This is a genomic window from Streptomyces sp. TG1A-60, assembly GCF_037201975.1.
Classification (GTDB): domain Bacteria; phylum Actinomycetota; class Actinomycetes; order Streptomycetales; family Streptomycetaceae; genus Streptomyces.
Genome location: NZ_CP147520.1, coordinates 1,745,738 through 1,772,219, shown reverse-complemented (window position 1 = coordinate 1,772,219; position 26,482 = coordinate 1,745,738). Strand labels below are relative to the sequence as shown.

The 26,482-nt window shown below is 72.2% G+C and carries 25 protein-coding genes; 12 read left to right on the top strand and 13 right to left on the bottom strand.

Going from position 1 to position 26,482, the window contains the following annotated elements:
- Nucleotides 1-17: 17 nt before the first annotated feature.
- From WBG99_RS07170 to WBG99_RS07160, 3 genes are all read right to left on the bottom strand, one after another.
- Nucleotides 18-1,649: an alpha/beta hydrolase gene (locus tag WBG99_RS07170; RefSeq protein ID WP_338895513.1), complete on the bottom strand. Its 1,632-nt coding sequence runs from the start codon at nucleotides 1,647-1,649 to the stop codon at nucleotides 18-20.
- Nucleotides 1,650-1,778: 129 nt separating this feature from the next.
- Nucleotides 1,779-3,101: a DUF692 domain-containing protein gene (locus WBG99_RS07165; RefSeq protein WP_338895512.1), complete on the bottom strand. Its 1,323-nt coding sequence runs from the start codon at nucleotides 3,099-3,101 to the stop codon at nucleotides 1,779-1,781.
- Nucleotides 3,102-3,414: 313 nt separating this feature from the next.
- Nucleotides 3,415-4,185, bottom strand: a complete 771-nt coding sequence (locus WBG99_RS07160) for an aminoacyl-tRNA hydrolase (protein WP_338895511.1) — start codon at nucleotides 4,183-4,185, stop codon at nucleotides 3,415-3,417.
- 70 nt (nucleotides 4,186-4,255) lie between these two features.
- On the opposite strand from WBG99_RS07160, the gene WBG99_RS07155 reads away from it, so the two are divergent.
- Nucleotides 4,256-5,188, top strand: a complete 933-nt coding sequence (locus WBG99_RS07155) for an ATP-binding cassette domain-containing protein (RefSeq protein ID WP_338895510.1) — start codon at nucleotides 4,256-4,258, stop codon at nucleotides 5,186-5,188.
- Nucleotides 5,188-5,859, top strand: a complete 672-nt coding sequence (locus WBG99_RS07150; RefSeq protein ID WP_338895509.1) for an ABC transporter — start codon at nucleotides 5,188-5,190, stop codon at nucleotides 5,857-5,859. Before WBG99_RS07155 ends, WBG99_RS07150 begins: the two co-directional genes overlap by 1 nt.
- Here WBG99_RS07150 and WBG99_RS07145 read toward each other — a convergent pair.
- The 8 genes from WBG99_RS07145 to zapE form a co-directional block, all read right to left on the bottom strand.
- Nucleotides 5,851-6,114 carry a hypothetical protein gene (locus tag WBG99_RS07145; protein ID WP_338900253.1) on the bottom strand — a complete coding sequence of 88 codons (264 nt, stop codon included), beginning with the start codon at nucleotides 6,112-6,114 and terminating at the stop codon, nucleotides 5,851-5,853. The two genes, WBG99_RS07150 and WBG99_RS07145, sit on opposite strands and share 9 nt — an antisense overlap.
- On the bottom strand, nucleotides 6,111-7,001 hold the full coding sequence (locus WBG99_RS07140; RefSeq protein ID WP_338895508.1) for a polysaccharide deacetylase family protein: 891 nt from the start codon (nucleotides 6,999-7,001) through the stop codon (nucleotides 6,111-6,113). The genes WBG99_RS07145 and WBG99_RS07140 overlap by 4 nt, the downstream gene beginning before the upstream one ends.
- A 268-nt stretch (nucleotides 7,002-7,269) precedes the next feature.
- Entirely contained in the window at nucleotides 7,270-8,658 is a 1,389-nt protein-coding gene (locus tag WBG99_RS07135) for an alkaline phosphatase PhoX (protein WP_338900252.1), read from the bottom strand.
- A gap of 115 nt (nucleotides 8,659-8,773) precedes the next feature.
- A complete protein-coding gene (locus WBG99_RS07130; RefSeq protein ID WP_338895507.1) occupies nucleotides 8,774-9,580 on the bottom strand; it encodes a slipin family protein in 807 nt (268 codons plus the stop codon).
- 175 nt (nucleotides 9,581-9,755) lie between these two features.
- Nucleotides 9,756-11,261 carry a SulP family inorganic anion transporter gene (locus tag WBG99_RS07125; protein ID WP_338895506.1) on the bottom strand — a complete coding sequence of 502 codons (1,506 nt, stop codon included), beginning with the start codon at nucleotides 11,259-11,261 and terminating at the stop codon, nucleotides 9,756-9,758.
- Between the two features lie 20 nt (nucleotides 11,262-11,281).
- Entirely contained in the window at nucleotides 11,282-11,860 is a 579-nt protein-coding gene (locus WBG99_RS07120) for a carbonic anhydrase (protein WP_338895505.1), read from the bottom strand.
- A gap of 86 nt (nucleotides 11,861-11,946) precedes the next feature.
- Nucleotides 11,947-12,345 carry a hypothetical protein gene (locus WBG99_RS07115; RefSeq protein ID WP_338895504.1) on the bottom strand — a complete coding sequence of 133 codons (399 nt, stop codon included), beginning with the start codon at nucleotides 12,343-12,345 and terminating at the stop codon, nucleotides 11,947-11,949.
- 236 nt (nucleotides 12,346-12,581) lie between these two features.
- Nucleotides 12,582-13,727 carry a cell division protein ZapE gene (gene zapE, locus WBG99_RS07110; RefSeq protein ID WP_338895503.1) on the bottom strand — a complete coding sequence of 382 codons (1,146 nt, stop codon included), beginning with the start codon at nucleotides 13,725-13,727 and terminating at the stop codon, nucleotides 12,582-12,584.
- Between zapE and WBG99_RS07105 the strand changes: the two genes are divergently transcribed.
- The 6 genes from WBG99_RS07105 (at nucleotide 13,726) to WBG99_RS07080 (ending at nucleotide 18,600) form a co-directional block, all read left to right on the top strand.
- On the top strand, nucleotides 13,726-14,586 hold the full coding sequence (locus WBG99_RS07105) for a pyrimidine reductase family protein (protein WP_338895502.1): 861 nt from the start codon (nucleotides 13,726-13,728) through the stop codon (nucleotides 14,584-14,586). The two genes, zapE and WBG99_RS07105, sit on opposite strands and share 2 nt — an antisense overlap.
- A 121-nt stretch (nucleotides 14,587-14,707) precedes the next feature.
- The gene (locus WBG99_RS07100) at nucleotides 14,708-15,163 is read left to right on the top strand and encodes an indole-3-glycerol phosphate synthase (RefSeq protein WP_338900251.1); all 456 of its coding nucleotides are present in this window, start codon (nucleotides 14,708-14,710) and stop codon (nucleotides 15,161-15,163) included.
- 83 nt (nucleotides 15,164-15,246) lie between these two features.
- Nucleotides 15,247-16,632, top strand: coding sequence for a UDP-N-acetylmuramate--L-alanine ligase (gene murC / locus WBG99_RS07095; protein WP_338895501.1), 1,386 nt, complete (start codon nucleotides 15,247-15,249; stop codon nucleotides 16,630-16,632).
- Nucleotides 16,633-16,645: 13 nt separating this feature from the next.
- Complete coding sequence (msrB, locus tag WBG99_RS07090; RefSeq protein ID WP_338895500.1) at nucleotides 16,646-17,053, top strand: peptide-methionine (R)-S-oxide reductase MsrB; 408 nt, start codon at nucleotides 16,646-16,648, stop codon at nucleotides 17,051-17,053.
- A gap of 111 nt (nucleotides 17,054-17,164) precedes the next feature.
- Nucleotides 17,165-17,374, top strand: a complete 210-nt coding sequence (locus WBG99_RS07085) for a hypothetical protein (protein ID WP_338895499.1) — start codon at nucleotides 17,165-17,167, stop codon at nucleotides 17,372-17,374.
- Nucleotides 17,371-18,600 carry an MAB_1171c family putative transporter gene (locus WBG99_RS07080; RefSeq protein WP_338895498.1) on the top strand — a complete coding sequence of 410 codons (1,230 nt, stop codon included), beginning with the start codon at nucleotides 17,371-17,373 and terminating at the stop codon, nucleotides 18,598-18,600. Before WBG99_RS07085 ends, WBG99_RS07080 begins: the two co-directional genes overlap by 4 nt.
- Before the next feature lie 11 nt (nucleotides 18,601-18,611).
- Here the strand turns inward: WBG99_RS07080 and WBG99_RS07075 are convergent, their stop codons facing one another.
- A complete protein-coding gene (locus WBG99_RS07075; protein ID WP_338895497.1) occupies nucleotides 18,612-19,142 on the bottom strand; it encodes a hypothetical protein in 531 nt (176 codons plus the stop codon).
- A gap of 390 nt (nucleotides 19,143-19,532) precedes the next feature.
- Between WBG99_RS07075 and WBG99_RS07070 the strand changes: the two genes are divergently transcribed.
- Together WBG99_RS07070 and WBG99_RS07065 are read left to right on the top strand one after the other, a co-directional pair.
- On the top strand, nucleotides 19,533-20,942 hold the full coding sequence (locus WBG99_RS07070; RefSeq protein ID WP_338900250.1) for a monooxygenase: 1,410 nt from the start codon (nucleotides 19,533-19,535) through the stop codon (nucleotides 20,940-20,942).
- 221 nt (nucleotides 20,943-21,163) lie between these two features.
- Entirely contained in the window at nucleotides 21,164-22,489 is a 1,326-nt protein-coding gene (locus WBG99_RS07065) for a hypothetical protein (protein ID WP_338895496.1), read from the top strand.
- 91 nt (nucleotides 22,490-22,580) lie between these two features.
- On the opposite strand, the gene WBG99_RS07060 is transcribed toward WBG99_RS07065, so the two are convergent.
- Nucleotides 22,581-23,120, bottom strand: a complete 540-nt coding sequence (locus WBG99_RS07060; RefSeq protein WP_338895495.1) for a GNAT family N-acetyltransferase — start codon at nucleotides 23,118-23,120, stop codon at nucleotides 22,581-22,583.
- 135 nt (nucleotides 23,121-23,255) lie between these two features.
- Here WBG99_RS07060 and WBG99_RS07055 point away from each other — a divergent pair, with 135 nt between their 5' ends.
- Nucleotides 23,256-24,458 carry an MFS transporter gene (locus tag WBG99_RS07055; RefSeq protein WP_338895494.1) on the top strand — a complete coding sequence of 401 codons (1,203 nt, stop codon included), beginning with the start codon at nucleotides 23,256-23,258 and terminating at the stop codon, nucleotides 24,456-24,458.
- Nucleotides 24,459-24,610: 152 nt separating this feature from the next.
- Nucleotides 24,611-26,386 (top strand): beta-galactosidase family protein, encoded by a 1,776-nt coding sequence (locus WBG99_RS07050; RefSeq protein ID WP_338895493.1) that lies wholly within the window; start codon nucleotides 24,611-24,613, stop codon nucleotides 26,384-26,386.
- The last annotated feature ends 96 nt before the right edge of the window (nucleotides 26,387-26,482 follow it).

The window sequence follows — 26,482 nt, the reverse complement described above, 5'->3', positions numbered from 1 at the left end:
GTGCGCGTCGCGGGGCGTCACAGGTACGGCTTGGCCGCGCGGGTCTGACCGGCCACTGACGACCGCAGCTCTTCGACGCCCCCGCCGCGCCGAGCGCTCGGCTCCGGGTGCGGTGCGCACGCCGCGCGCCGCACCGGGAGGCGGCCCTCCAACAGGTACGCCTCCAGATACCCGTTGACGCACTTGTTGGGCCCCCCGCCGATCCCGTGGTTCCCGGAGTCCCGCTCGGTCACCAGCACCGACCCCCAGAGCCGCCGGTGCAGTTCGATCGCCCCGTCATAGGGCGTGACCGCATCCCGCTCGGCCGCGAGGATCAGCGTGGGCGGCAGCTCACCGGGCCCGGTCCGCACATCGACGGGCCGCTGACGCGGCCCGCCCCAGTACGCGCACGGCAGATTCGTCCACACGTTGTCCCACGTCCCGAAGGGCGCGGTACGCGCGAGCCGCGTGTTGTCGCGGTCCCAGACCCGCCACCGCGTCGGCCAGGGCCCGTCGTTGCACTCGACGGCCGTGTGGACGGCGTTCGCGTTCTCCTGCTCGACGGCCGCCTCCGGGTACGGGCCCGCGATCTGGACCAGCGGCTTCGGGTCGCCCTTCAGATACGCGGAGAGGGCCAGCGCGCGCTGCGGCCAGTAGTCGTCGTAGTACGCGGCCTGCAGCAACGCGCTCCGCAACTGCCCCGGCCCCACCTCGCCGCCGGCGGGACGGACGGCCAGCCGGGCCGCCGCCCGCTCGTAGCTCCGCAGCACCTGCTCCGGGGTGTCGCCCAGCCCGTACACCCCGTGGTGCTTGGCCACCCAGGCCCGGAAGTCCGCCCAGCGCTCCTCGAAGGCCGCCGACTGGTCGAGATTGTTCTGGTACCAGATCTGGTCGGGGTCCGGGTCCACCGCCGAGTCGAAGACCATTCGGCGAACACGCGAAGGGAACAGCGTCGCGTACAGCGCCCCGAAGTACGTCCCGTACGACGTCCCCATGAACGTCAGCCGCCGCTCGCCGAGCGCGGCCCGCAGGACGTCCAGGTCGCGGGCGTTGTTGAGGGAGTGGTAGTGCCGCAGCGCGCTCCCGCTCCGCTGCGCACACCCGCGCGCGTACGCCTTCGCCCGCGAGATCCGCTCCCTCTTGTACGCCTCCGTAGGGTGAGTCGGCGCGGGTGAGGGCCCCCGGTGCAGCCGCCCGGGGTCCTGACAGGACAGCGGCGCCGACCGCCCGACCCCGCGCGGGGCGTACCCCACGAGGTCGTACGCGGCAGCGATCCGCTTCCACTCCGGGAGGTAGCCGATGAGCGGAAAGAACATCCCGGATGCCCCGGGCCCACCGGGGTTGAAGACGAGCGCCCCCTGCCGGGCGACCTTCTCGCCCTTGGCGTCCTTCCCGCCGGCCTTGACACGGCTGACGGTCAGCGAGATCTGCTCGCCGTCGGGCCGGGCGTAGTCGAGCGGCACCTTGACCGTTCCGCACCGCACCCCGTCCGGCAGCCCCTCCACCGCCGGACACCTCCCGAACCGGATGCCCTCGTCCGCGGCCCGCTGCGCCGCGACGGCGACCTCCCCCGCCGCCCGACTGGCACTCGTGACACCTCCGGCCGGCGGCACGGTGAGGGCGCTCAGCACCACCGCCCCGACGGTCCCGTGGAGAACGGCAGCTCGCATCGAGAATCCCTCCGCAGCACGACAGCGACAAAAGGGATATGTGCTTTGAAAGAGGTAGAAATAAACCACCGGTCGTCTGTGTCGCCGCTGCTTTCGAGGGGCGGCCCACCTTGGGATGAACGCCCCGGCTCAGCGTCGTAGCAGCACCCGGCGGGTCGCGCGGGCCAGCCGGGCCGTCGGGCTCTGCGAGAGCGGGGCCGGACCCGAGCGCTCCAGCCACCACCGGCGCAGCTCGCGCTGGGCGTCCGTGTCCTCGGGCGCGCCCGTGAGCAGCACGTGCTCGGCGAAGGAGAGGGCGTCACGCCGGTAGCCGTCGGCCATCGGGTGGCCCTGCGCGTACGCGACGAAGGTGGGCCGGTACGACGTGCCGAGGATGTCCCGGAGTTCCGGCGCGACCTTCGCCACGAGGTCCGCCCGCTTGGCCGCGAGGGCCCGCGCCTGGACGCCCAGCCGCACCCGGTCGAACCCCTCCGGCACCGGCGTCCCCGCGACCAGCGCGGACAGCAGCGAGACCTGCACGAGCCCGAGCCGCTGCCGGGCGGCGGGCTCGGCCTCCTCGACGCAGTCTCGCCCGGCGGACGGCGCCCGCTCCTCGCGCCCGCGCACCTCGGCCTTCTCCAGCACCCCCCGGATCGCGCCCAGCTCCCGCTCCAGTTCGTCAGGCCCGGGGAAGTTCTCGTCGCGTTCCAGGAGGACCCCCGGCGGGGTCACCCGGGAGGCGAGGTCCGCGAGGACGTCGAGGACCTGTGGGGGCACGGGGTGTGCGTGGCTGTCGTGCCAGACGCCGTCACGCTCGAACCCGCCCGCTACATGGACGTACGCGATGGCCTCGACCGGCAGCTCGTCGAGCGCCTTCGCCGGGTCCTCGCCCCGGTTGACGTGGTTGGTGTGGAGGTTCGCCACGTCGATGAGGAGCCGCACCCCGGTGCGGTCGACGAGGTCGTACAGGAACTGCCCCTCCGTCATCTCCTCGCCCGGCCAGTCGATGAGGGCCGCGATGTTCTCCAGGGCCAGCGGCACGGGCAGCGAGTCCTGGGCGATGCGGACGTTCTCGCAGAGCACGTCCAGCGCGTCCCGGGTACGGGGCACCGGCAGCAGATGGCCGGCCTCCCACTGCGGCGACGCGGTGAGGGCACCCCCGGCCCGTACGAACGCGATGTGCTCCGTGACGAGGGGCGCGCCCAGGGCCTCCGCGCGCCCGGCCAGGTTCCGCAGCCGCTGCTCGTCGGGGCGGTCGGCGCCGCCGAGGCCGAGGGAGACGCCGTGCGGTACGACCGTGACGCCGCGCTCGCGCAGGCGCAGCAGCGACTGGGGGATGTGGTCCGGACAGACGTTCTCGGCGACCACCTCCACCCAGTCGACACCGCCGGCCGGCCCGGCCATGCGCTCGACGGCGTCGGCGATCTCCGGCCGCCAGCCGATCCCCGTCCCCAACTGTGTGATCTGCTCCATCGTCCCCTCCTCGGTCACTTCGGTCACGGCTTCACCAGGACCGGGTGTGCGTCTCCTTGCGGCGGACCCGTGTTCCGGCGTGACCAGGTCATGGCCCCGGCGGCCGGGGCCGAACCCCGGGGAGGGAACCTTCAGAGCAACATTTGAGCTTCCTCCGGCCTGCCGGCCGAGCCCACGGCGGGCTTCCGACCGCGTCCCTCCGGCTGCCACGCCCGCGGTTCGCGCCGGTCCCGTCGGGACGCGCCAGAAAGGTCGTGCGAAGAGCTTCGCGCGGGGCCGGGAACGAGCCTCGTGCGGGCCGGGAGGGCCCGGCTCAGCCGCGCAGGACCCGATGGTCCGCGACCACCGTGCTGGAGCCCGGGGCGACTTCCGTGAAGCCCGCGTCGCGGACGAGAGGCAGGCCGGCGCTGGTGAGGGCCTGCCATCGGTCGGGGGCGGCAGTGCGCACGGCGAGCGGGAAGCCCGCGTCGCGCCAGGCCGCGCGGGCCGTGCCGGAAAGGTCCCACCAGGCGAGCTGGGCGGCGTGGCCCGCCTGCGCCATCGCCTTGCCGGCCGACATCCCCACCTCGGGGTTCAGCCACAGCACCGGGGCGGCGGGGTCGGGGCCGGCCGGCGGCTCCGGATCCTCCAGGTCCGTGCCGGAGACCTGGAGACGGGCCAGGTCCTTGGGCCAGCCGTCGAGCGGGACGGGCGGAAAGACGCGCACCTCGGCCGACTTGCCCGACACCGTGATCCCCGGCAGGGACGCGGCCCGCCGCCACTCCGCGCCGCGCGCCCGCCGCACCACCTTCCGGATCCGCGCGTCCTGCCAGCTCCGCACCGCCTCGGCCCACTCGCCGTCCCCCAGCGTCCGTACGTCGCTCAGCAGCACCAGCACCGCCCGCGCGGCCGTCTCCAGCGCGTCCGTACGCGCCGGGGGAGCGGCCCGCTCGACGCGGGCGACCAGGGGCAGCACGAACTGCGGCGCCTCGTCGCGCGAGGTCCGCGCGTGGCGGAAGGGGTTGTCCCGTGTGGGGGTGGGGGCCGGGGCCGAGCGGGAGACCGAGGCAGAGGTGGCAGCAGGGGTCGGGTCGCTGGTGGTCACCCGCCCAGTCTGCCAGGCGGAAGACCCGTTCCCGCCACCTGTAGTCGCGCACCTGTACGAGGATGGGGGCATGGAACGTGAGTTACTGCTGAGGCTGGAGGGTGTCGGCCGCCGTTACGGGGTCCGCGGTCCCTGGGTCCTGCGCGGCGTCGACCTGGAGATCGCTCCCGGCGCGCTGATCCGGGTGGAGGGCGCGAACGGCACCGGCAAGTCGACGCTGCTCCGCGTCCTCGCCGGGATCGACGCGCCCACGGAGGGGCGGGCGACGGGGCGCCCGCGCACGGCGTACGTCCCCGAACGCTTCCCCGCCGCGCTGCCCTTCACGGCCGCCGGGTACCTCACCCACCTCGGCGCGGTGCACGGCCTGGACCGCCCGGCCGCCGCCCGCGCCGCCGACGAGTGGCTGGAGCGCTTCGGGGCCGCCGAGCACGCCCGCACGCCGATGGCGGAACTCTCCAAGGGCAGCAGCCAGAAGGTCGCCGTGGCCCAGGCCCTGCTCGCCGACCCCGAGTTGCTCGTCCTCGACGAGGCCTGGACCGGCCTGGACGCCGACGCCCGGGAGGAGTTGGAGCGCGTGGTTGCCGAGCGTACGACAGCCGGGGCCGCGGTCGTGTTCGTCGACCATGACCAGCGCCGGCTGACAGGAGTGCCGGACGCGACGTACGCGGTGATCGAGGGAGCGCTCGACCTCCGTGAGGCGAGGGGGACTCCGCGGGCGGAGGCGGGCGACGACGCTTCGGCGGCCGTGTCCGTCGTCGTCGAGGGGCAGGGGCGGCCAGGTCCCCAAGTCCCGGACGAGATAAGGAAATGGGTGACGACCCACGAGGAAACCGGCTCCGGTGAACACCGATTCACCATCCCGGAGACTCGGTCGGACACGCTGCTCAGGGCGTTGCTGGGGGCTCGTCCGCCCTGGCACGTCGTGAGCGTGGGTCCGGCGCCCGAGCCGGCCGACTCACCCGCATCCGCGGCCCTGGCCGAACCGGAAGTGGAAAGCTCCTGATGACCGCCCTCCTCCGCTACCAGGCCGCCCTCCTCGTCCGCTCCCAGAGATGGCTGGCGCCCGTCATCCTGTACGCGGCGTTCCTCGGCATCGGCGTGCAGAACGGGCAGCCGGTGCTCGACTCGCTCGGCTACACGGCCGCCGCGCTGCTGCCCGTGGCCGCGTGGCTGATGCGGATCTGTGCCACCAACGAGCCCCCGGCGGCCCGCAGTTGTGCGGGCGCGGCGGCCGGTCCGGGCCGGGCGCACCTGGCCTGCGTCCTGGTCGCGCTCTCGGCGGCGGCGCTCCTCGGGACGGTGGCCACGGTCGTCGTCACGATCATCAGTGCCCCCACGAGCACGGACCACCAGACACGCGTGGAGGCGATCCCGGCGGGCGGCGCCGGACTGCTGGCCGCCCTCGCATGCGCCCTCCTCGGCACGGCCGTCGGCGCGCTCACGAACTGGCCTCTGCTGCGCTCGCGGGGCCGGGCCGTCCCCGCCCTGCTCCTCGGCGCGCTGCTGGCCCTGGTGGTGGCCGGCTCCCCGGCGCGGGCGGCGGTCACCGCCCTGGTCGACGGCTCGCGGCACGGGACCATCCCGGTACCCGTCCTGCCCCTGGCCGCAGCCGGGCTCCTCGCGGCGGTCGCCACCGCCGTGGCCTGTGCCCTGACGACCCGACGCTCAGCCTGAGCAGGCGGCCCGCTCGGCCTCCCGCCACTCGCACACCGGACACAGGGTGATCCCCTTGTAGGACTCCGGGTACTCGGTGGGTCTCTGGCACAGCACGCAGTCGGCGAAGGGCGGGCCGTCGGCCGTGGTCTGCGCCACCCGAGCGGAGGCCTGAGCGCAGGCCCGAACCTCGGCCGGTCGCCCGGTCGTCGGTTCGGTGCCGCGGTAGTCGCTCGTACGTCCAGCGTAGAGCGACCGTGCGGAGGAGGGCTTCAGTGAGCCGTTGCCGTTGCCGTTGCCGTTGCCGTTGCCGTTGTCGTACCGACCAGCTCCGACACCTTCACGAACCGGTACCCGCGCTCCCGGAGCGCCGGCACGATCTTCCGTACGGCCCTCTCGGTGACCGGCGCGGCACTCCGCGTGCAGTGCATGACCACGACGGATCCCGGCCGCACCCCCTCCAGCACCTCCCGCACCACCGCGTCCGCGTCCGTCGCGAACGCGTCCCCGCTCACCACGTCCCACTGCACCGCCGTCACCCCGGACGCGGTGAGGCTTCGCAGCGCGCGTCGGTCGTAGCAGCCACCGGGGAACCGGAAGTAAGGCATCGGATTCGCCACCCCCGCCTCCCGGAACACCCGGTAGGCCCGCTCCAGATCCGCGCGCATGCGCCCCGGTGCCATCGTGGGCAGGCCGTAGCAGTCCGCGGTGAAGGCGTGATGGCTGTACGAATGGTTCGCGACCTCGAACAGGGGGTCCCGCCCGATCGACCGCGCCTGGATCGGATACTCCTCGACCCATCGGCCTGTCATGAACACCGTCGCCGGAACCTTCAACTGCCGCAGTGCGGCGATCAGCTCCGGGTTGTCGAACCGTTCACCCGCGGCGGCCCTGTCGCCCTGATCCGCGGTCATGTCCGCGTCGAAGGTGAGCGCGACCGTCTTGTCGACGCGCGTACGGGGGCCGTGCTCGAACACGGGCGTCAGCCCGGCCGGGCCCGGGGCGAGTGTGGGGGGACGGGACGAGGAGACCGCCGAGGGGTCGGCGGTGGCGGTGGCGGTAACGATGCGGGTCGAGGCGTGCGGCGCGCCACAGGCGGTGAGGGCGGCGCCGAGTGCGCAGAGAGCGGAGAGCACGGTGATTCTTCGTACAGGAGTGATCACCGGATGAACGTAAAGGGGTGGGATCTGCGGATTGTCGGTTCCGCTACCGGGTTTCCGGGAGTCCGGCGCAAACTCACCCGTCTGGGCGATGAGGCCGCATGCGCGTCGTACCGCAGGGGCGGCGCCCACCGGTCTCTCGCCCTGTCCGTCGAACGCGCGTGTACGGCGATGGGCCGTCCACGCGCGTTCAGGCCGGCGGCATCAGCGGGGAAATGTACGCGGGGAGCATGAAAGGGGCCGTCTTCGGGCGGCCCCCGCGCTGGTCAGGTCAGGTACGACGCCACGGCCCCGTCACCGCGAAGGTCGTACCCGGGGTGTAGCAGTTGAGGTACATCGTGTCACCGTCGGGGGAGAAGGTGACACCGGCGAACTCGCCCTGTTCCGGGGCGGTGGAGGTGCCGCCCGCCACAGCGGCTGACGTGATCGCCTGGGCGTTGCGGGCCATGGCGTAGACGTGGCCATGGCGGGTGACGCCGTAGACGTATTGGGTGCCGTTGCCGTCCTCGCAGACCATGAGGCCGCCGCTGGGGGCGAGGCAGATGTTGTCGGGGGACTCGCCGGGGAGCTGGGTGTCGGTGTCGGGGCCGAAGGCGATGACAAGGGTGAGGGCGTGGTGGTCGGGGTCGTAGCGCCAGATCTGGCCGTAGTGGTCGGCGGCGGAGCCCTCCGCGCCGCGGGCGAAGGAGGAGACGAAGTAGGCGCACCGGCCGCCCCAGTAACAGCCTTCCAGTTTCTGGGCGTGGGTGATGCCCTGGGGGCCGAAGTCCTGGTGGCGGATGGGAGTCCGGGAGGCGAGGGGGTCGGGGACGTCGACCCATTCGATCCGCTCGAAACAGGCGCCGGTCTCCTGGATGGAGGACAGGTCGGGTACGCCGGGGACGCGCAGCGCCTGGAGCCGGCCGCCCGCACGCAGTGAACCGAGGCGGCCTTTCGGCCTGTCGGGGAGGAAACGGTAGAAGAGGCCGAAGGGATGCTCGAAGGCGTCCTCCGTTTCGTAGACGACGCCTCGGCGCGGGTCCACGGCGATCGCCTCGTGCTGGAAACGGCCCATCGCCGTCAGCGGTACGGCTCCGGAGCGGTGCGGGTTCGCCGCGTCCACCTCGAAGACGAAGCCGTGGTCCTTGGTGTAGCCGTTGGTGCCGGCCTTGTCCTCGGTCTCCTCGCAGGTCAGCCACGTGCCCCAAGGGGTGGGGCCGCCCGCGCAGTTGACGGCGGTGCCGGCGATGGCGACCCGTTCGGAACGGACCTCGCCGTGGGCGTCGAGAGTCAGGGACGTGCAGCCGCCCTTGCCCATCGGGTCGTAGGTGAGCCCCTCGACGGTGGGGACCGGGATGCGGCCGTTGTGGCGGTTCTCGTGGTTGCGGACGAGGTGGACGCGGCCGTGTCTGCCGGGGAAGGCGGACATGCCGTCGTGGTTGCTGGGGACCCGGCCCTCACCGGAACGCAGAGGGTCGCCCTCGCGGGACAGGACTCGGTAGCGGAAACCTTTCGGCAGGTCGAGCAGGCCGTTCGGGTCGGGGATCAGCGGACCGTAACCGGAGTGGCCGAGGCCGCTCTGTGCGGCGGCGGTGCCCGCGAAGAGTTCGGACAGGGCTCCGGTGAACGCGATGCCTGCGCCCAGGGCGCCGGAGCGGGCCAGGGCCTGGCGGCGGGTCACTGACACGGGGGACAGCCTTCCTGCTGGCGGACAGGATGTGACCCGCCTGTGTGTATCACGCGGTCACGACCGCGTGAACCACGCGCGTAGGAGGTGGGAAGGAGTCGTTCCCGTGTCACTCGGTCGGAGGGGGCGGGAGGGGCGGGGTGTCCGGGGGTGGGCCTGCCTGGGCTCGTTCCAGGAATCTGAGCAGTTCCACCGGGAAGGGGAGTACGAGCGTGGAGTTCTTCTCGGCGGCTACGGCCACCACCGTCTGGAGCAGGCGGAGTTGGAGGGCGGAGGGGGTGTCGGCCATTTCCTTCGCCGCCTCGGCCAGTTTTCTGGAGGCCTGCAGCTCGGCGTCCGCGTTGATGACGCGGGCGCGGCGTTCGCGGTCGGCCTCGGCCTGGCGGGCCATGGAGCGCTTCATGGTCTCCGGGAGGGACACGTCCTTGATCTCTACGCGGTCGACCTGGACGCCCCAGCCGACGGCTGGGCTGTCGATCATCAGCTCCAGGCCCTGGTTCAGCTTCTCGCGGTTGGAGAGGAGGTCGTCGAGGTCGCTCTTGCCGATGATCGAACGGAGGGAGGTCTGGGCCATCTGGGAGACCGCGAACTTGTAGTCCTCCACGGTGATGAGCGCGCTCGCCGCGTCCACGACCTTGAAGTAGACGACCGCGTCGACGCGCACGGTGACGTTGTCGCGGGTGATGCCCTCCTGGGCGGGTACGGGCATCGTGACGATCTGCATGTTCACCTTGCGCAGGTGGTCGATGCCGGGGACGACCATGGTGAAGCCGGGGGATCGGGGCCGGCCTCGCAGGCGGCCGAGGCGGAAGACCACGCCGCGTTCGTACTGCTTGACGACTCGGGCCGCGGCCGCGACGTACACGAGGGCGGTGGAGGCGGCTGCTGTGGCCGCGACGAGGAGCTCCTGGACCATGACGATCACCTTCGAGCCGTCTTGTTTCGCCCGGAAATACCACGATATGCCGGGGTGGGGGCTCGGTCGACTGCCGTCAGGGGAGGGACGGGCTGTTGGCCGCCGCCGCGCGGGCGGTCAGGGACGCGATGGCGCCCCGGTCCGGGGACCGGGGCGCCGGGGTCTCAAGGCAGGGTCAGGGGGTTCCTGACGTCACCTTCTCCGGTTCCGGAACCGTCATGCGTACCGGTTCCGTGCCGGTCGAGCTGTGACGTTCCGCCCAGTTCTCGAGGGCGGTGCGGCAGGCGTGGTCGAGGTGGTGGAGGCCGGTGAGGTGGAGTTCCACCGGGCGGTCCTGGGGGAGGGATTCGAGGTCGTCCAGTATTTTGGGCAGGCGCAGGAAGGTCGCGTTGCCGGAGAGATAGGCCTGGACGGGGCCGGCGCCCTTGTCTATGACCTCCAGCTTGATGTGCGAGGCCTCCCAGGCGGTCTTGGCCACGGAGAGGGCCAGACCGATCAGTACGCCTTCGAACATGTTCACCGCGACGATCGCCACGGCCGTGGTGACCAGGATCAGCGCCTCGCCCCGGTGCGACCGCCACAGCGAGACGATCTCGCGCAACGGGATCAGCTTCCAGCCCGCGTGGACGAGGATGCCGGCCAGCGCGGGGAGCGGGATCAGGGCGAGGGCGCCCGGCAGCAGGGCCACGAAGAGCAGGAGCCAGACGCCGTGCAGGACACGGGACGCCTTCGTCTTCGCGCCGGCCTGCACGTTGGCGGAACTGCGCACGATCACCGCGGTCATCGGCAGCGCGCCCAGCAGCCCGCACACCGTGTTGCCGGCGCCCTGGGCCATCAGCTCCTTGTCGTACTCGGTGCGCGGCCCGTCGTGCATCCGGTCCACGGCCGCCGCGCTGAACAGGCTCTCGGCGGAGGCGATGAGGGTGAAGGCGAGGATCGTGCCGATGATCGCCACGTCCGCCAGCTGCCCGAAGGCGTCGAGGCCGGGAGGCTGGATGACGTCCAGCAGGCCCCTCACCTCGACGTTGGCCACCGGCAGGCTGAGGGTCAGGGTGGCGACGGTGGCCAGGACGACCGCGGCGAGCGCGCCGGGCACCACCTGGGCCCGCTTCGGCAGACGCTTCCACAGCACCGTCACGGCGATGGTGCCCGCGCCGACCGTGAGGGAGGCGAGCGAGGCGGTGCTGCCCAGGGCGTCGACGAAGGCGCCGGGCAGGCCCGCGATCTTGTCGAGGCCGGAGGTGGGGGCCTTCAGGCCGGCCGCCGCGTAGAGCTGGCCCGCGATGATCACTAGGCCGATGCCGGCGAGCATGCCCTCGACGACGGAGACGGATATGGCGCGGAACCAGCGGCCCAGCCTCAGTGCGCCCATGGCGAGCTGGAGCAGGCCCGCGGCGAGCACGATCACCCCGAGGGCGGGGAGGCCGAACTGGCGTACCGCCTCGAAGACCAGCACGGTCATACCGGCCGCCGGGCCGGAGACCTGCAGGCTGCTGCCGCGCATCAGACCGGCGACGAGGCCGCCCACGATGCCGGTGACCAGGCCGAGCTCGGCCGGGACCCCGGAGGCGACGGCGACGCCCACGCACAGCGGGAGAGCGACCAGGAACACGACGAGCGAGGCGCCGAAGTCCTGCCGCAGATGAGGGAACCTGGACGTGAGGGAGGCCTTGGACGTCATGCCGGACACCTGGCCGCCGCTCACAGAGTCTCGAACTTGTCGCTGTCCGCACGGTGTTCGCGCACGGAACCGGTGTGGACCTCGTAGTACCAGCCGCGCAGCCGCAGCCGGCCGTCCGCGAGGCGCTTCTCCACGCAGGGGTAGGAGCGCAGCCGCAGCAGCTGGCTGAGGACGTGGTTCTGGACCCCGTCCGCGACGGTCGGATCCTCGACCGGCCCTTCGGGGCGGGGTGTGGCGTTGGTCAGCCAGTCGCGTACGGCGGGTACGGCGTCGAGGTCGTCGCCGCGCACCAGCGCGCCCACGGCGCCGCAGTGCGAGTGTCCGCAGACCACGATGTCGGTGACACCGAGGACCTCCACGGCGTACTCGATGGTGGCGGTCTCACCGGTGGGGCGGTCGGACGTGTACGGGGGCACGATGTTGCCGGCGGTGCGCAGCTCGAAGAGCTCGCCGGGGCGGGCGCCCGTGATCAGGGCGGGGACGACCCGCGAGTCGGAGCAGGTGATGAACAGGACCTCGGGGGACTGGCCTTCGGCCAGCCTGGCGAACTCCTCAGGGCGCTGTCCGAACGTACGGGCGTTGTCGATGAGGGGCTGCATGATGTGGTGACTCCTCCTGGCGCGCCACGGCGGCGCGTCGGGCTTGCACGACAGAGTGTTGTGTGTGGGGGGACAGGCTCCGCGGCTCAGCAGCGGAAGACCTGGAGAGCGGCCGGGGTGTGGGCCGCGGGAGATCTCGACGCCCGGTGGTGCCGGGTCGAGGACCGTTCCGGTTCGCTCGCGGCCGGCGGGTTCTCCCCCAGCGACGGACGCGCGGGCGCCCCGGGAACGGTGTGGGTGATGGCGCGATGCCGGTCGTGCGTGCGGTGAGGACCGGTCGGGTCCTGCGAGGGTGCGCACGTGCGGTAGGTGACCGCCTTGTCACGCACCGGCTTGGCCTTGAGTGTGTTTCCGGGCTCAGCTTTGGCCTTGACGTGACCAGGTGTGTGCGCGGCTGCGAAGGATGCCGTGGGAGCGAAGAGCTGGAGGGCGAACAGGACGGCGGTCAGTGCCGAAAGGACGGTCCGGGTCGTCTTACCTCGCAACAGAAGCCCCCTTACTGGCGGTTCGCGGTGTCCCTCGTGCGCCGGGAGTTGCTCGACTTGGTCAACCAATGGTCAATCGCTGGTCAAGAAACACGTTAACCCTGCAAAGTTGTTTGCAGGGTTAACTTAACGTTGCGAGCTGAAGAGAGCCTGAAAAGCGGGGTCGGATTGGCTGAAAACAGCCCTTGACCCGGAGGGGTGTCGACTGGGAGAGCGTACGGCTGATGCCGGTGGGGTCAGTGCTCCACGAGGGGCTTCGCGTCACGGGCGAGCGCGGTGAGGCGGGAGATGGCGCGGAAGTACTTCTTGCGGTAACCGCCCTTCAGCATCTCCTCGCTGAACAGCCGGTCGAAGGGCAGCCCCGACGCGAGCACGGGCACCTCGCGGTCGTACAGCCGGTCGGCGAGCACGACGAGCCGCAGGGCCGTGGACTGGTCCGGGACCGGCCGCACATCCGTCAGGCACACGGCTTTCAGGTCGTCCGTGAGGGCGCCGTACCGGCTGGGGTGGACACGCGCCAGATGGTCCAGCAGGTGGGGGAAGTCGTCGAGCGAGGCGCCCTCGGTGGCGTACGCCGCCTTGGTGACCTCTTCGTCGGCGTACGGCGCCGGGGCCTCGGGCAGACCTCGGTGGCGGTAGTCCTCGCCGTCGATGCGCAGGGCGCGGAAATGGGCGGACAGGCCCTGGATCTCCCGTAGGAAATCGGCCGCCGCGAACCGGCCCTCGCCGAGCTTGCCCGGCAGTGTGTTCGAGGTGGCGGCCAACGCCACACCCGCGTCCACGAGCTTGCCGAGCAGGGTCGACACGAGGACGGTGTCCCCCGGATCGTCCAGTTCGAACTCGTCGATGCACAGCAGGCGGTGCCCGGAGAGGGTCTGGACCGTCTTCTGGAAGCCGAGCGCGCCGACCAGATTCGTCAGCTCCACGAAGGTGCCGAAGGCCTTGAGCGCGGGCTCGGCCGGTGTCGCGTGCCACAGGGAGGCGAGCAGATGGGTCTTGCCGACGCCGTATCCGCCGTCCAGGTAGACGCCGCGCGGGCCCGCGGGGACCTTGGGGGGTCTCGCCCTTCCGAAGCCGAGGAAGCCGCGCTTGCCGGCGCCCGTCGCGTGCGCCCCGCCAAGACCCGCCGCGAAGCCGCTCAGGACGCGGACCGCCTCCGTCTGGCTGGGCTGGTCCGGGTCCGGGATGTACGTGTCGAAGCGGACCGAGTCGAAACGGGGCGGCGGCACCATCTCGGCGACGAGCCGGTCCGCGGGCACGTGCGGCTCGCGGGTGCACAGGGACAGGGGGGCAGCTTGGGATGGCGGACCGATCCCGGACACGGCGGCTGAGGACGACGACACGGTTACCGAGTCTAAGGGCCGTGCCACACTGCACGGCATGCGACGTCTGTTCCCTGTGACCGAAGAGACAGCGGCCCGCACGCCGGAAGCGACCGGTGGTGCGCAGGTGACCGGGGTTCGGCCATCGGGTGGAGCGGAGGGGGCGGCCGGGCGGGCGGATCTCGCCGATCGCGAGTGGAGTCTCGACGAGCTGGCGTCGGCGTACGCGTATCCCGAGCCGCCTCCGGGCGGGCGTGAGCCCTGGCTGCGGGCGAACATGGTCTCCACGCTCGACGGGGCCGCCCAGCACGGCGGTCGCTCGCAGCCGATCTCCAGCGACGCCGACATGCGGATCTTCGGCACGCTGCGAGGGCTTGCGGACGTGGTGATCGTCGGCGCGGAGACGGTACGCCGGGAGGGGTACCGTCCGGCGCGCGTGCGGGAGGCGTTCGCGGAGGCCCGCCGGGCGGCCGGACAGACCCCCGCCTCCGCCGTCGCCGTGGTGAGCGCCAGCCTGGACCTGGACTTCTCCCTGCCCCTGTTCACCTCCCCGCTGACGCCCACGCTGCTGCTCACCGGTGCCGCCGCGGCCCCCGACCGGGTCGCCACCGCAGAGAAGGCGGGCGTGCGGGTGGTCATCGCCGGGGACGGCATGGGCGTCGACCCCGCGCGGGCCGTGCGGGCCCTCGCCGACCGGGGGCTGACCCGGCTGCTCACCGAGGGCGGTCCGCGCATCCTCGGTCAGCTCGTCGCCGCCGACGTCCTCGACGAGCTGTGTCTGACCGTCTCCCCGATGCTCACGGCGGGGGACGCGCAGCGGATCGCCGGGGGCCCGTCGGTGCCGGTGCCCAAGCGCTTCGAACTGGCGTCGCTGCTGGAGGAGGCCGGGTTCCTGTTCGGTCGTTACCGTCGTACGTGAAAGCGGTCGGAATCTTCCGTTCCGTTCAGCTTTCGACGGGCACACTAGAACCCTGAGGAGTGAGGGCCCGTGGGGTCCTCCGAGGAGAAGGGCGCCTGTGGTGTCGTTCACGAGCGTATTGATGATCGAGAAGGCCCTGACGTCCGCGGACGTGGAGTTCGTCACGACCCTGCACGGCGACGAGCCGGCCTCCTTCCATGTGCTGCTCCAGCCGCGCGGCAATCAGGCCGACCGGTTGCTGCGGGCCATCGACGACCTCGCCCTCGGCGAGCTGGACGAGGCGGCGCGGGAGGGGGAGACACCGGAGGGCGAGCAGGCGCTGGACGCCGGGGATCGGGCGCTGGAGGTCTCGTTGCGGGCGCTGCGCGGGGCCGGGAGCACGGCGGAGGGGCGGCTGATCGAGGACCATCCGCTGGACGCGCTCAAGTCGCTGGTGGAGGAGGTCGGTGCCGATGAGGTGCTGGTGCTGACCGACCCCCACTACGTGGAGGAGTTCTTCCACCGGGACTGGGCCTCGCGGGCTCGGCACAAGGTGGGGGTGCCGGTGTTGAAGTTGTTCTCGCACAGCCGGGCGTGAGAGAGGTGACCGCCGCTCCATGGCGGCCGCGATGGGCATAGGGTTGCCCTGAACCTTCGCCGTACCAGTACTGGAGAACACGCATGGCACCCGGCCTTCCTCTCGCCATGGAGCGACCGCACTTCATCGGGATCGGCGGGGCCGGGATGTCGGGGATCGCGAAGATCCTCGCCCAGCGCGGGGCGAAGGTGGCGGGCAGTGACGCCAGGGAGTCGGAGACGGCCGAGGCGTTGCGGGCCCTGGGGGCGACCGTGCACATCGGGCATGCCGGTGAGCACCTCGCGGACGATGCGACGTGTGTGGTCGTGTCGTCGGCCATCCGGGCCGACAACCCCGAACTGGCCCGCGCCGCCGAACTGGGGATCCCCGCCGTCCACCGGTCGGACGCGCTCGCCCGGCTGATGGACGGGTTGCGGCCCGTCGCGGTGGCCGGTACGCACGGCAAGACGACGACCACCTCCATGCTGGCCGTGTCGCTGGCGGAGCTGGGGCTGAAGCCGTCGTACGCCATCGGGGGCGATCTCGATGTGCCCGGGTCGAACGCGGTGCACGGGGACGGGGAGATCTTCGTCGCCGAGGCGGACGAGAGCGACCGCAGCTTCCACACGTATGCCCCCGAGGTCGCGATCGTCCTCAACGTGGAGCTGGACCACCACGCCAACTACGCGTCCATGGAGGAGATCTACGAGTCCTTCGAGACGTTCGCGGAGAAGATCGTGCCCGGCGGCACGCTGGTGATCTCCGCCGATCACGAGGGCGCGCGGGAGCTGACCTCCAGACTGTCGGGGGTCCGCGTGGTGACGTACGGCGAGCGCGAGGACGCCGACGTGCGGGTGCTGTCGGTCGTGCCCCAGGGGCTGAAGAGCGAGGTCACGGTCCTGCTGGACGGGCAGGAGATCACCTTCGCCGTGTCCGTGCCCGGACGGCACTACGCGCACAACGCCGTGGCCGCGCTGGCGGCCGGCGTCGCGCTCGGGGTGCCGGCGGACCGGCTGGCGCCCGCGCTGGCGGCGTACACCGGGGTGAAGCGGCGGCTGCAGCTGAAGGGCGAGGCGGCCGGGGTGCAGGTCATCGACTCCTACGCGCACCACCCGACCGAGATGACGGCGGACCTGGAGGCGATGCGGGCCGCCGCCGGTGACGCCCGGATCCTGGTGCTCTTCCAGCCCCACCTGTTCTCCCGCACCCAGGAGCTGGGCACGGAGATGGGCCACTGCCTGGCGCTGGCGGACGCGTCGGTCGTCCTCGACATCTACCCGGCCCGCGAGGACCCGGTCCCGGGTGTGACCAGCGAGCTGATCATCGACGCGGCGCGGGAGGCGGGCGCGGACGTCACGGGCCTGCACGACAAGGCGGAGGCCCCCGCCGTGATCGCGGGAATGGCGAAGCCGGGTGACCTCGTTCTCACCATGGGCGCGGGTGACGTGACCGACCTGGGCCCGTGGATCCTGGACCGTCTTTCGAGCTGAGGGGCTGACGCTCATGTCGTACGACGTCGAGAAGCCGGACGAGCAGTGGCGCGCGGAGCTGACCCCGGCCGAGTACGCCGTGCTGAGGCAGGCAGGCACCGAGCCCGCCTTCACCGGTGAGTACACCGACACCAAGACCAAGGGTGTCTACTCCTGTCGCGCCTGCGGCGGTGAACTCTTCACCTCCGACACGAAGTTCGCGTCGCACTGCGGCTGGCCGTCCTTCTACGACCCGAAGGACAACGACGCGGTGGAACTGCTCGTCGACCGGTCGCACGGCATGGTGCGCACCGAGGTGCGGTGTGCCCGGTGCGGGTCGCACCTCGGGCACGTCTTCGAGGGGGAGGGGTATCCGACCCCGACCGACCAGCGGTACTGCATCAACAGCATCTCGTTGACGCTGACCGCCGACGAGGGCTGACCCCTGGCCGGTCACCGCGGGCACCCGTGCGACCGTCACCGCGGACGCCCCTCATCCGGCGCCGCCCGTACGCCCGTCGCCGGGGTTGACGACGTGACTACTGTGTGAAGGATGTTGACGGGGCAGATCGAGCGGAAGACGCAGAGGCCGGGTGCCCAGCCGGTCACCGGCCCCGCCCGGACGGATCTGCGCGGCCGGCCGATGGGGGTCGGCGGCGACCTCACGTACGCGGTGCGCGGCGTCCCCCGGTGCCCTGACCTCCCGGAGACCGCCGGGACGAGCGTGCCGTTCCCCGGGCAGGGGGCCGTGGGCCTGACGTGAACGGGCTGATCTACTTCCTGGCGGCCACGCTCCTGTGGACCGGCTTCGCCGCACGGTTGCCCGGCCTGTGGCGCGACTGGCGGGACCCGCTCAAACGGGCCCTCTGCGCGGTGATCTTCCTCGCCGGCTGCTGCTTCGCCCTCGGCGCCCCGCCCACCGTCGGTTTCATCAACCGCGCCGTCGGCGTGCCCAACGCCGCCGCGTGCCTCATCTACGGGGCCGTGAACGCCTTCTCCGCCGCCTCCCTCGTCCTGGTCGTCCACTGGCGCGGCGCCGACAACCCGGCCCGGCTGCGACGGATCTCCCGCACCTGGCTGATCGCGTACGCCCTGGTCATCGTTGTGCAGACGGCGCTCTTCGTCGCCGGTGACGCCTCCGTCGAGCGACGCACGGACTTCGACACCTACTACGCCACCACGCCGTTCATCCGCGAGATGATCGTCCTCTATCTCGTGGCCCACCTGGCGGCGGCCTGCACCACCACGGCCCTGTGCTGGCGCTGGACCCCGCGGATCCACGGGTGGACGCGGCGGGCTCTGGCCGTGCTCGCCCTCGGATGGCTGTGCACCAGCACGTACGGCGTCGTCAAGATGATCGCCGTCGTCGGCCGCTGGAGCGGACACCAGTGGGACCCACTGAGCACCCGGCTGGCCCCGATGCTGGTCACCGTCGGCGCCGTCCTCACCTCGGCCGGCTATGTCCTGCCGCTGCTCGGGCCGCGTGTCGACAGCCTCGTCGCGTTCCTCCGGCTCGGCCCGCTCTTCCGGCTCGTCGGCTCCGGGAACAAGCGGAACGCCGTGCTGTCCTGGCGTTCCCTCGGCGACGTCGAGCTCTGCCTGACCCACCGTACGACCGCCATCCGTGACGGACTGAGGGAGGTGTCCGTCCACTTCGACGAGGTGGTCCGTGAGCGCGCCTACGACCAGGCGCTCTCCCTCGGCTCCAGCGTCGGCGAGGCCGAGGCCATCGGTGACGCGGCCATGGTGGCCGTCGCCGCGCTGGCCGGCACCCACGACCGCGCCGGGGGCCTCGGCCCGGCCGTCCTGGACAGCGTCACCCTCGAAGCCATCGCCGACATCGCCGGCGGATACGCGGGTCCCGTGGTCGGCGGACAGATCCTGGACACCGGCCAGCCGTCCCTGATCCGGATGTCCCGGGCCGTACGGGCCACCGTCGTCGAGTGCGCGGTCCGCGCCGAACGCGCCAGGAGCCGACAGGTGTGGTGAGGGGGGCGAGGTCAACGACTCCGGTCGCCGGCGTCGAGAACGTCCTCGCGGATGCCGGTGATGCCGAGTGCGGCCAGCCAGTGCCCGACGCGGGTGCCGCGACCGCTCGCGTCGACGACCAGCTCCGCGCGCAGACTCTCCTCGGCGTCCCCCTCGTCGGCGGTGACCCGGACGCCGGTGACCCGCTCGGCCGTGCCCAGCGGCCCCGTGGCCGAGGCCCGCCGGACCTTGACGCGGGTGGTGTTCGCGAGGACGGCGTCGCGTACGGTCCAGTCCATCAGGTCGCGGCTGCCGATGAGCAGGGGATGGGTGTCGTGATGGCGTGAGCGCCGGTACCAGCCCTGGGGGCCCAGTGTCACCAGCCCCGAGGTGAGACCGCGCTCCTGGGCACCGGCGGCCAGCAGCCGCTTGCGCACCCCGCCCCCGGGCACGAGCTCCTCGATGGCGTCGCGTCCGCTGGGCAGGAGGATGTGGGCGTGCCGGCCCTGTGGGAGGCCTTTGCGCGGTCGGGGCTCGTCCACGAGCTCGTCGCGCTCCAGCACGATCACTTCGTCGGCCGGGCCAGGGCCGCGGCGGCGAGCATGCCGGCCATGCTCGCACCGATGACGACCGCGGTACGCCGCATGTGTCCCCCTGCTCTCGACGGAAGCCTTCACCGTACATACACCTGCCCGATCGCAACAGACGATCAGGGTTTCCCGGGCGGGATACCGACGGCGCGTCTCATGACGACCGTGGCTCGGTCGCCGACATGCCACGGACGCGTGGCTCGCTGTTCACGGACAAGGACTTGACCGGATGGCGCACATACTGGTGTTCCTCGAACATGCACCTGACGTGAGGAGCGGGCACCGGTGGACTCTGCGTGGGGAACGGGCTCTTGGAACCCGCACGGCTCGACTCGCCCGGATCGCCCGCCCGGGCGGCACGCGGTGGTGGTCGGCGGCAGTCTCGCGGGGCTGCTCGCGGCGCAGGTGCTCGCCGGGCATGTCGAGCGGGTCACGATCGTGGAGCGTGACCGCCTCGTGAAGGGGGACGGGGAGGGGGCGGCGGGCCGGCCGGGAGTGCCGCAGAGCCGGCATCCGCACGTACTGCTGGAAGGCGGTCAACTCGCCCTGGACGAGCTGCTGCCCGGGTTCATGGCCGAGTTGAGGGCCGCGGGTGCCCCGCGGGTCGGGATGCCGGCGGACATGGTGCAGTGGCAGGCCGACCGCTGGTTCCGGCGGGTGCCGGCGTCGACCCACATACACACCGGATCACGGGCGCAGACGGAGCGGTTGGTACGGCGTCGGGTTCTCGCCCACCCGTCGATCTCCCTGATCGAGGGGACGGACACGGTCGGTCTGCTCGGGGACGCCGCGCGGGTGCGGGGCGTGCTGCTGTGCGAGCGCGGCGACGGGCACCGGGGCGAGCGGCGGGAGTTGGCCGCCGACCTGGTCGTCGACGCCTCCGGACGTGGCACGAAGGCCCCGCGGTGGCTGGCCGCCATCGGCGCCGAACCCCCGCACGAGGAGATCATCGACACGGGGCTCGCGTACGCCTCCCGCGTCTACCGTGACACGACCGGAACCCTCGGCAGCGAACCGTCGGCCGACGCGCTCGGCCTCTATGTCGTCCCCAACCCCGCGCAGCCGTACGGCGTCGTCGTCCTGCCCCTGGAGGACGGCACCCATCTGGCCACCCTCTCCGGCCTGCGCGGCGACGAACCACCCACGGACGAGGACGAGTTCGAGGCGTATGCCAAGCGGCTGCCGCACCCGGTGGTGTACCGCTGGATGCGCGAGGCCGAGCCGCTGTCGCCGGTCTCCGGCTTCCGGCGGACCGCGAACGTACGGCGCCGCTACGATCTGCCCGGCCGCCGCCCCGCCGGGTTCCTGGCGACCGGCGATGCCCTGTGCACGTTCAACCCGGTCTACGGGCAGGGCATGGCTGTCGCCGCGATGAGTGCCGTGGCCCTGCGTGACGCGCTGACTGATCCGCGCCGTACGCCCACCACCCACCGCGTGCAGCGGGCGCTGTTCGCGGCGTCGCGGCAGGCGTGGGACATCTCGGCCGGGTCGGACAAGAAGATGCCGGGGGCGGTCGGCGACGCGGTCGCCGCGCGGCCCGTGGACCGCCTCGTCGGCTGGTATCTGCGCCGGGTCCAGGAGCGCACCCCGGGCGACCCCGTCGTGGGCCGCGCCTTCCGCTCCGTCGTCTCCCTCAAGGAGCCGCTCGGTGCCCTGTTCGCCCCGCCCGTGGCGCGGGCCGTCCTCTTCGGGCCCGCCAGGGAAACGCCCGCCGAGCCTCCGATGACGCGTGAGGGAAGTGAGGGATCCGAGTACGGCGCTCCGGACTCTTGACGGCGGTGGAAAGCGCTTGCCACACTCGCGGCCCGCCACATGAATCGCCTGCCATCACCGCCGTACGGCCCGGTGCCGTGCGAAGCCGCGCCACTCCAGGTCATCAGCCCCTCGGCCTCCGCGCTCGTGCACGACTGGGTCGAATCGGGTTCGACGAAGGAGGGCGCGGCGAAGTGCGGACGGACGGCAGGCGAGCCGATCCCCCCACAGGAGAAGCCGAGATGGGACGCAGAGCCGCAGCCCACCGCACCGACTCCACGACGACACGTACAGCTGACGCGACGTCAGTGACAGCCGCCGCCCGCGCGGTTGAGCCCGCCGTCGGCACCGCCGGCGCGACCCGCACAGCGCTTCGCACCCGAGCCCTCGTCACCGCGGCCTGCACCACCGCCCTGCTCACGGGCGCCGCCGCGCTGACCGGCCCCGCGAACCCGGCCCCGGAACTGGACGCGGCCCCGGTCGCCGCGCCGCTCGCCGCCCCGGCAGGGATCGCGGCGGCCTGCGGTGAGGGCTCGTACCAGGCGGAGGCCGTGCTCAACGGCAGTACCTGGACGGCCCGCCGGGGCGGCAGGGTGACGTACACCGGTACCGACATGCGCGCGGCGATCCAGGCCGCCGTCAACAGCCTGACGTCCGGCCGGACGTCGAAGGAGCGGGTCGTCGTGCGCGGCTCGGGGTCCATCAGCGCCGGCTCCCGGGTCTCACTGCCCAGCTACACCGTGCTCGACGTGTGCGGCACCATCAACGTCACCGGCTCGGGCTCCGGCGACCAGGCGCCGGTCTACTCGCGCGGCACCCGGGACATCGAGGTCCAGCACCTCAACCTCACCGGCACCCCGCTGTACGGGATCTTCCTGCGCAACGTCCAGAACGTCGTCCTCGGCCAGCTCGACATGCGCCTCTCGCGCGGCCTGGGCGTGCGGATCGACAACCGGGGTAACACCAGTCAGTGGACACGGAACGTCAGGATCGACAACGTGTACGTGTCGGGCGCGAGCAGCCACGCGGTCGAGACGTACGGCGTCGACGGCCTTACCGTGGGCACCGTGACCGCCCGCAACGTCGGCGAGTCCGGTCTGCTCCTCAACCAGACGATCAACGCCAGGGTCACCAAGGTCGACGCGGACGGCGCGGGCGCCGGCACCGGCTACGCCGCCTTCCGCATGGCCAACCGCAACGGCCGGGTGGGCAGTTCGTACCCGACCAACATCCGGGTCGGCGAGGTGATCGCGCGCGGCGGCGGACGCGGTGTCTTCTGTGTCTCGGAGAGCGGTGGCGCGGTCATCGACCGGATCAACCTCACCAACACCGGCAACAACGCGATCCTGATCGAGAACTGCTACAACGTGAACCTCGCCGCCCAGAGCGGCACGGTCTCCGGCGGCGGTGAGATCCGGCTCGCGGCCCGCTCGGAGTTCGCCAACAACCGTGACATCACCGTCCAGAACCTGACGGTCACGAACTCGTCCATCCGGGAAAGCCCCTGCGGCGAGAACACCACATTCCGCAACAACCGCCTGGTCAACAGCGCCCAGAACGTCTGCTGACCCCGCTCCGGCGGGCGCGCCCGGCACCCGCCCCCGGGCGCGCCCGCCCTCGCCGATGCCGACCCGTCGCCCCGTCGGCGGGGCGGCGTGATCAGGTCGCCGCCGCGTAGCACCGGACGCTCACCCTCTGGTCCGGGCCCCACTGCTGTTCGACCGTGGCCAGCAGCTGCCAGCCGAGCCGCTCGTACAGCGCCGCCGCCGAGGTGCCGGCCGCCACCACGTCCAGCACCGGATGCAGGCCACGCCCCCGCGCCTCGGCGACGGCCTGCGCCATGAGGAGCGCACCGAGCCTTTTGCCGCGGGCCGAAGGGGCGACGAACAGCCGGCTGATCACGGCGGTCTCGTCGACGCCCACCCCCGCGCGGGCGCTCCACAACCCGGGGGCGGCGTCTTGCGCGTCGCTCCGGGAGAGGCCGATGTGGCCGGCGATCCGGCCGTCGAGTTCCACCACCCAGGCGGCGACCATCGAGGGTGGCGTCAGCCACGCGTCGGGCCGGACGGGCCAGTTCATCGGATAACCGTCGCCCTCATGGACCTCCGCGAGCATCCGGACACAGTCCCCGAGGTCACGACCGGTCCGGTAGCGGACGCTCTGGGCCACATCGTGACCGGACACGCTCTCGCTCTTCATCGCGGCATCGAAGCACAGCCCCGGGATCCGTCACCAGCCGCTTTCCCGGCGGCGACCGTTCCCTCGCCGTCTTGACGGCAAGAATGTTACCGGTAACACTTCGGGGGTCGCAGTCAGGAGGAGGCGGAATCCCGCGTGCCCGACACACCGATCGCACCAGAGGTGAAGCCCGCCCAACCCCTGCCGGCAAGGGTGTTCAGCCCCCCGGCCGCGGTCGCGTCCTGTGCCGGCTTCGTACTCATCGGTGCGCTCCAGGCGCTCTACGGCCCCGCCATCCCCGCCTTCCGCGACGCGTTCGACCTGTCGCCGTCGGCCGCCGGACTGGGGCTGAGCGCCCACTTCGTCGGCGGGGTCGCCGGGGTGCTGCTCTTCGACCGGTTCTACGGGCGGATGGGCAACCGGCGGATCCTCGGCACCTCGTACCTGCTGATGGCCCTCGGCGCGGCGGGCTTCGCGCTCGCCCCGAACTGGCCGACCGGCCTCGCCGCAGCACTGCTTGCCGGACTCGGCTTCGGCGGCATCGACTACGGCCTCAACCAGCTCTTCGCCATCGGCTTCGGCCACCGCTCGACCGCGATGCTGAACATCCTCAACGCCCACTTCGGCATCGGTGCGATCCTCGGCCCCGCCCTGATCGCCGCTGTCGGCGCCGAGCACTACCCGGCGGTCTTCCTCGCCTTCGCCGCCGCCAACCTGCCCCTGCTGTTGTGCCTGCGGGGCGTACGTGACCGGGCGCCCCAGCCGGCCGTCGCCGTGTCCGGCGGGGAGGCGGGCGGCCCGGCCCTCGGCCGGAGCCTGGGCTCGGTGCTGGCCGTGTTCGTCACCCTCTACGTCCTGCACGTCGGCATCGAGGCCGGCGTCGGGGGCTGGGAGCCCACCCACCTGGAGACGGTCGGCTACGGCGCCGGGGCCGCCGCGACCGCCACCTCCGTCTACTGGCTGATGATGACCGTCGGCCGCTTCCTCGTCGCCCCGCTCGCCCTGCGCCACTCCCCCCAGACGATCATCACCGTCTCCTGCGCCGGCATGACGGTCTGCCTGCTGCTCGCCGTCATCCCCTGGCTCGCCCCGTACGCCTACGCCGGGGTCGGCCTGTTCATCGCGCCGATCTTCCCCACCGGCCTGCCCTGGCTGAACGCCGCCGCACCCCGGGCACGCCGGGCCGGAGCGCTCGTCATCGCCGCCTCCATGATCGGGGGAGTGGCGGCCGGCCCGGCGCTCGGCAAGGCCATCGAGTGGTCCGGTGTCCGCGCGGTGCCCCTGCTGCTCTGCGCGGTCTCGGGCCTGTGCCTGCTGGCCACGCTGTGGCTGATCCGCGCCACCCGGTCGGCCCGATGAACCCGGTTGACCCCGTCCCCCCGCTCGCCCCGCTCCAACTCCCCGCCCTCGTGACCCTGCCGCGCCACCGGCCCCTGTCACCCGTACGTCCGAACCCGCCCCCCATCACCCCTCGTCGCCCCCCCGTACGCCCGAGCCGAAGGGAAACAGCCTTGCGTACACCCGCTCTGACCACGTCGTCCGACGGTTTCCTCCTCCACGGTGAGCCGTTCCGGATCATCTCCGGCGCGATGCACTACTTCCGCATCCACCCCGACCTGTGGGCCGACCGGCTGCGCAAGGCCCGGCTGATGGGCCTGAACACCGTGGAGACCTACGTCCCCTGGAACCTCCACCAGCCCGACCCCGACAGCGAACTCGTCCTCGACGGCCTGCTCGACCTGCCCCGCTATCTGCGCCTGGCCCGCACCGAGGGCCTGCACGTGCTGCTGCGCCCCGGCCCGTACATCTGCGCCGAGTGGGACGGCGGCGGCCTGCCCTCCTGGCTCACCTCGGACCACGACATCCGGCTGCGCTCCAGCGACCCGCGCTTCACGGACGCCCTCGACCGCTACCTCGACATCCTGCTGCCCCCGCTGCTGCCGTACATGGCCGCGAACGACGGGCCGGTCATCGCCGTCCAGGTGGAGAACGAGTACGGGGCGTACGGCGACGACACCGCGTATCTCAAGCACGTCCACCAGTCGCTGCGGTCACGCGGCGTCGAGGAACTGCTCTTCACCTGCGACCAGGCGAACTCCGGCCACCACCTCGCCGCCGGCAGCCTGCCCGGCGTTCTGTCCACCGCCACCTTCGGCGGCAGAATCGGGGAATCCCTGAAGGCGCTGCGGGCCCACCAGCCCGAAGGGCCCCTGATGTGCTCCGAGTTCTGGATCGGCTGGTTCGACCACTGGGGCGAGGAGCACCACGTACGGGACGCGGAGAGTGCCGCCGCCGACCTCGACAGGCTGCTGGCCGCCGGTGCCTCCGTCAACATCTACATGTTCCACGGGGGCACCAACTTCGGCTTCACCAACGGCGCCAACCACGACCAGTGCTACGCGCCGATCGTCACCTCCTACGACTACGACGCCGCCCTCACCGAGTCCGGCGACCCCGGCCCCAAGTACCACGCCTTCCGTGAGGTGATCGCCCGCCACGAGCCCGTCCCGGCGGAGCCGGCCCCGGCTTCCGCGCCCAAACTCTCCGGCATCACAGTTGAGTTGGACCACCGGGCACCCCTGCTGCCGTACGCGACCGGCCTCGATGCTCCGCTGGAGCGCACCGAGCACCCAGTCACCATGGAGGAGTTGGGGCAACGCTCGGGCTATGCGCTCTACCGCGCCACTCTCCCCGAGGCGGGCGACGGACTGCTCCACTTCACCGGCGGGGTCGGCGACCGCGCACAGGTCTTCGTGGACGGCGCACCCGTCGGCGTACTGGAACGCGAACGCCACGACGAGACCCTGCCCCTGCGCGTCCCCCGCCCCGGCGCCACGCTCGACGTGCTGGTCGAGAACATGGGCGGCGTCAACTACGGCCCGCGTATCGGCGCCGCCAAGGGCCTGCTCGGCCCGGTCACCTTCAACGGCACCGCCCTGCTCGGCTGGGACACCCACCGCCTGCCCCTGGCCGACGTGTCCACGGTCCCCTTCGCCCCCGCCGAGGCGACCCCGGTCACCGTCCCCGCCTTCCACCACGGCACCTTCGACGTCGGCACCCCCGCCGACACCTTCCTCTCGCTCCCGGGCTGGACCAAGGGCCAGGCCTGGATCAACGGCTTCCACCTCGGCCGCTACTGGAACCGGGGCCCACAGCGCACCCTGTACGTCCCGGCCCCCGTCCTGCGCCCCGGCGCCAACGAACTGGTCCTGCTGGAACTCAACGCCACCACCAGCCCCCGCGCGGAGTTCACGGACACGCCCGACCTGGGGCCGGTGAAGCCCTGATGTCGCCGCGGCACCACGCCCGCCCCCCGGGGCCCGCCGGACCGCCGCGGCGGGGTCCTCTCCCTTCGGGGACGCGCCGGTGCGGCACACCCGACC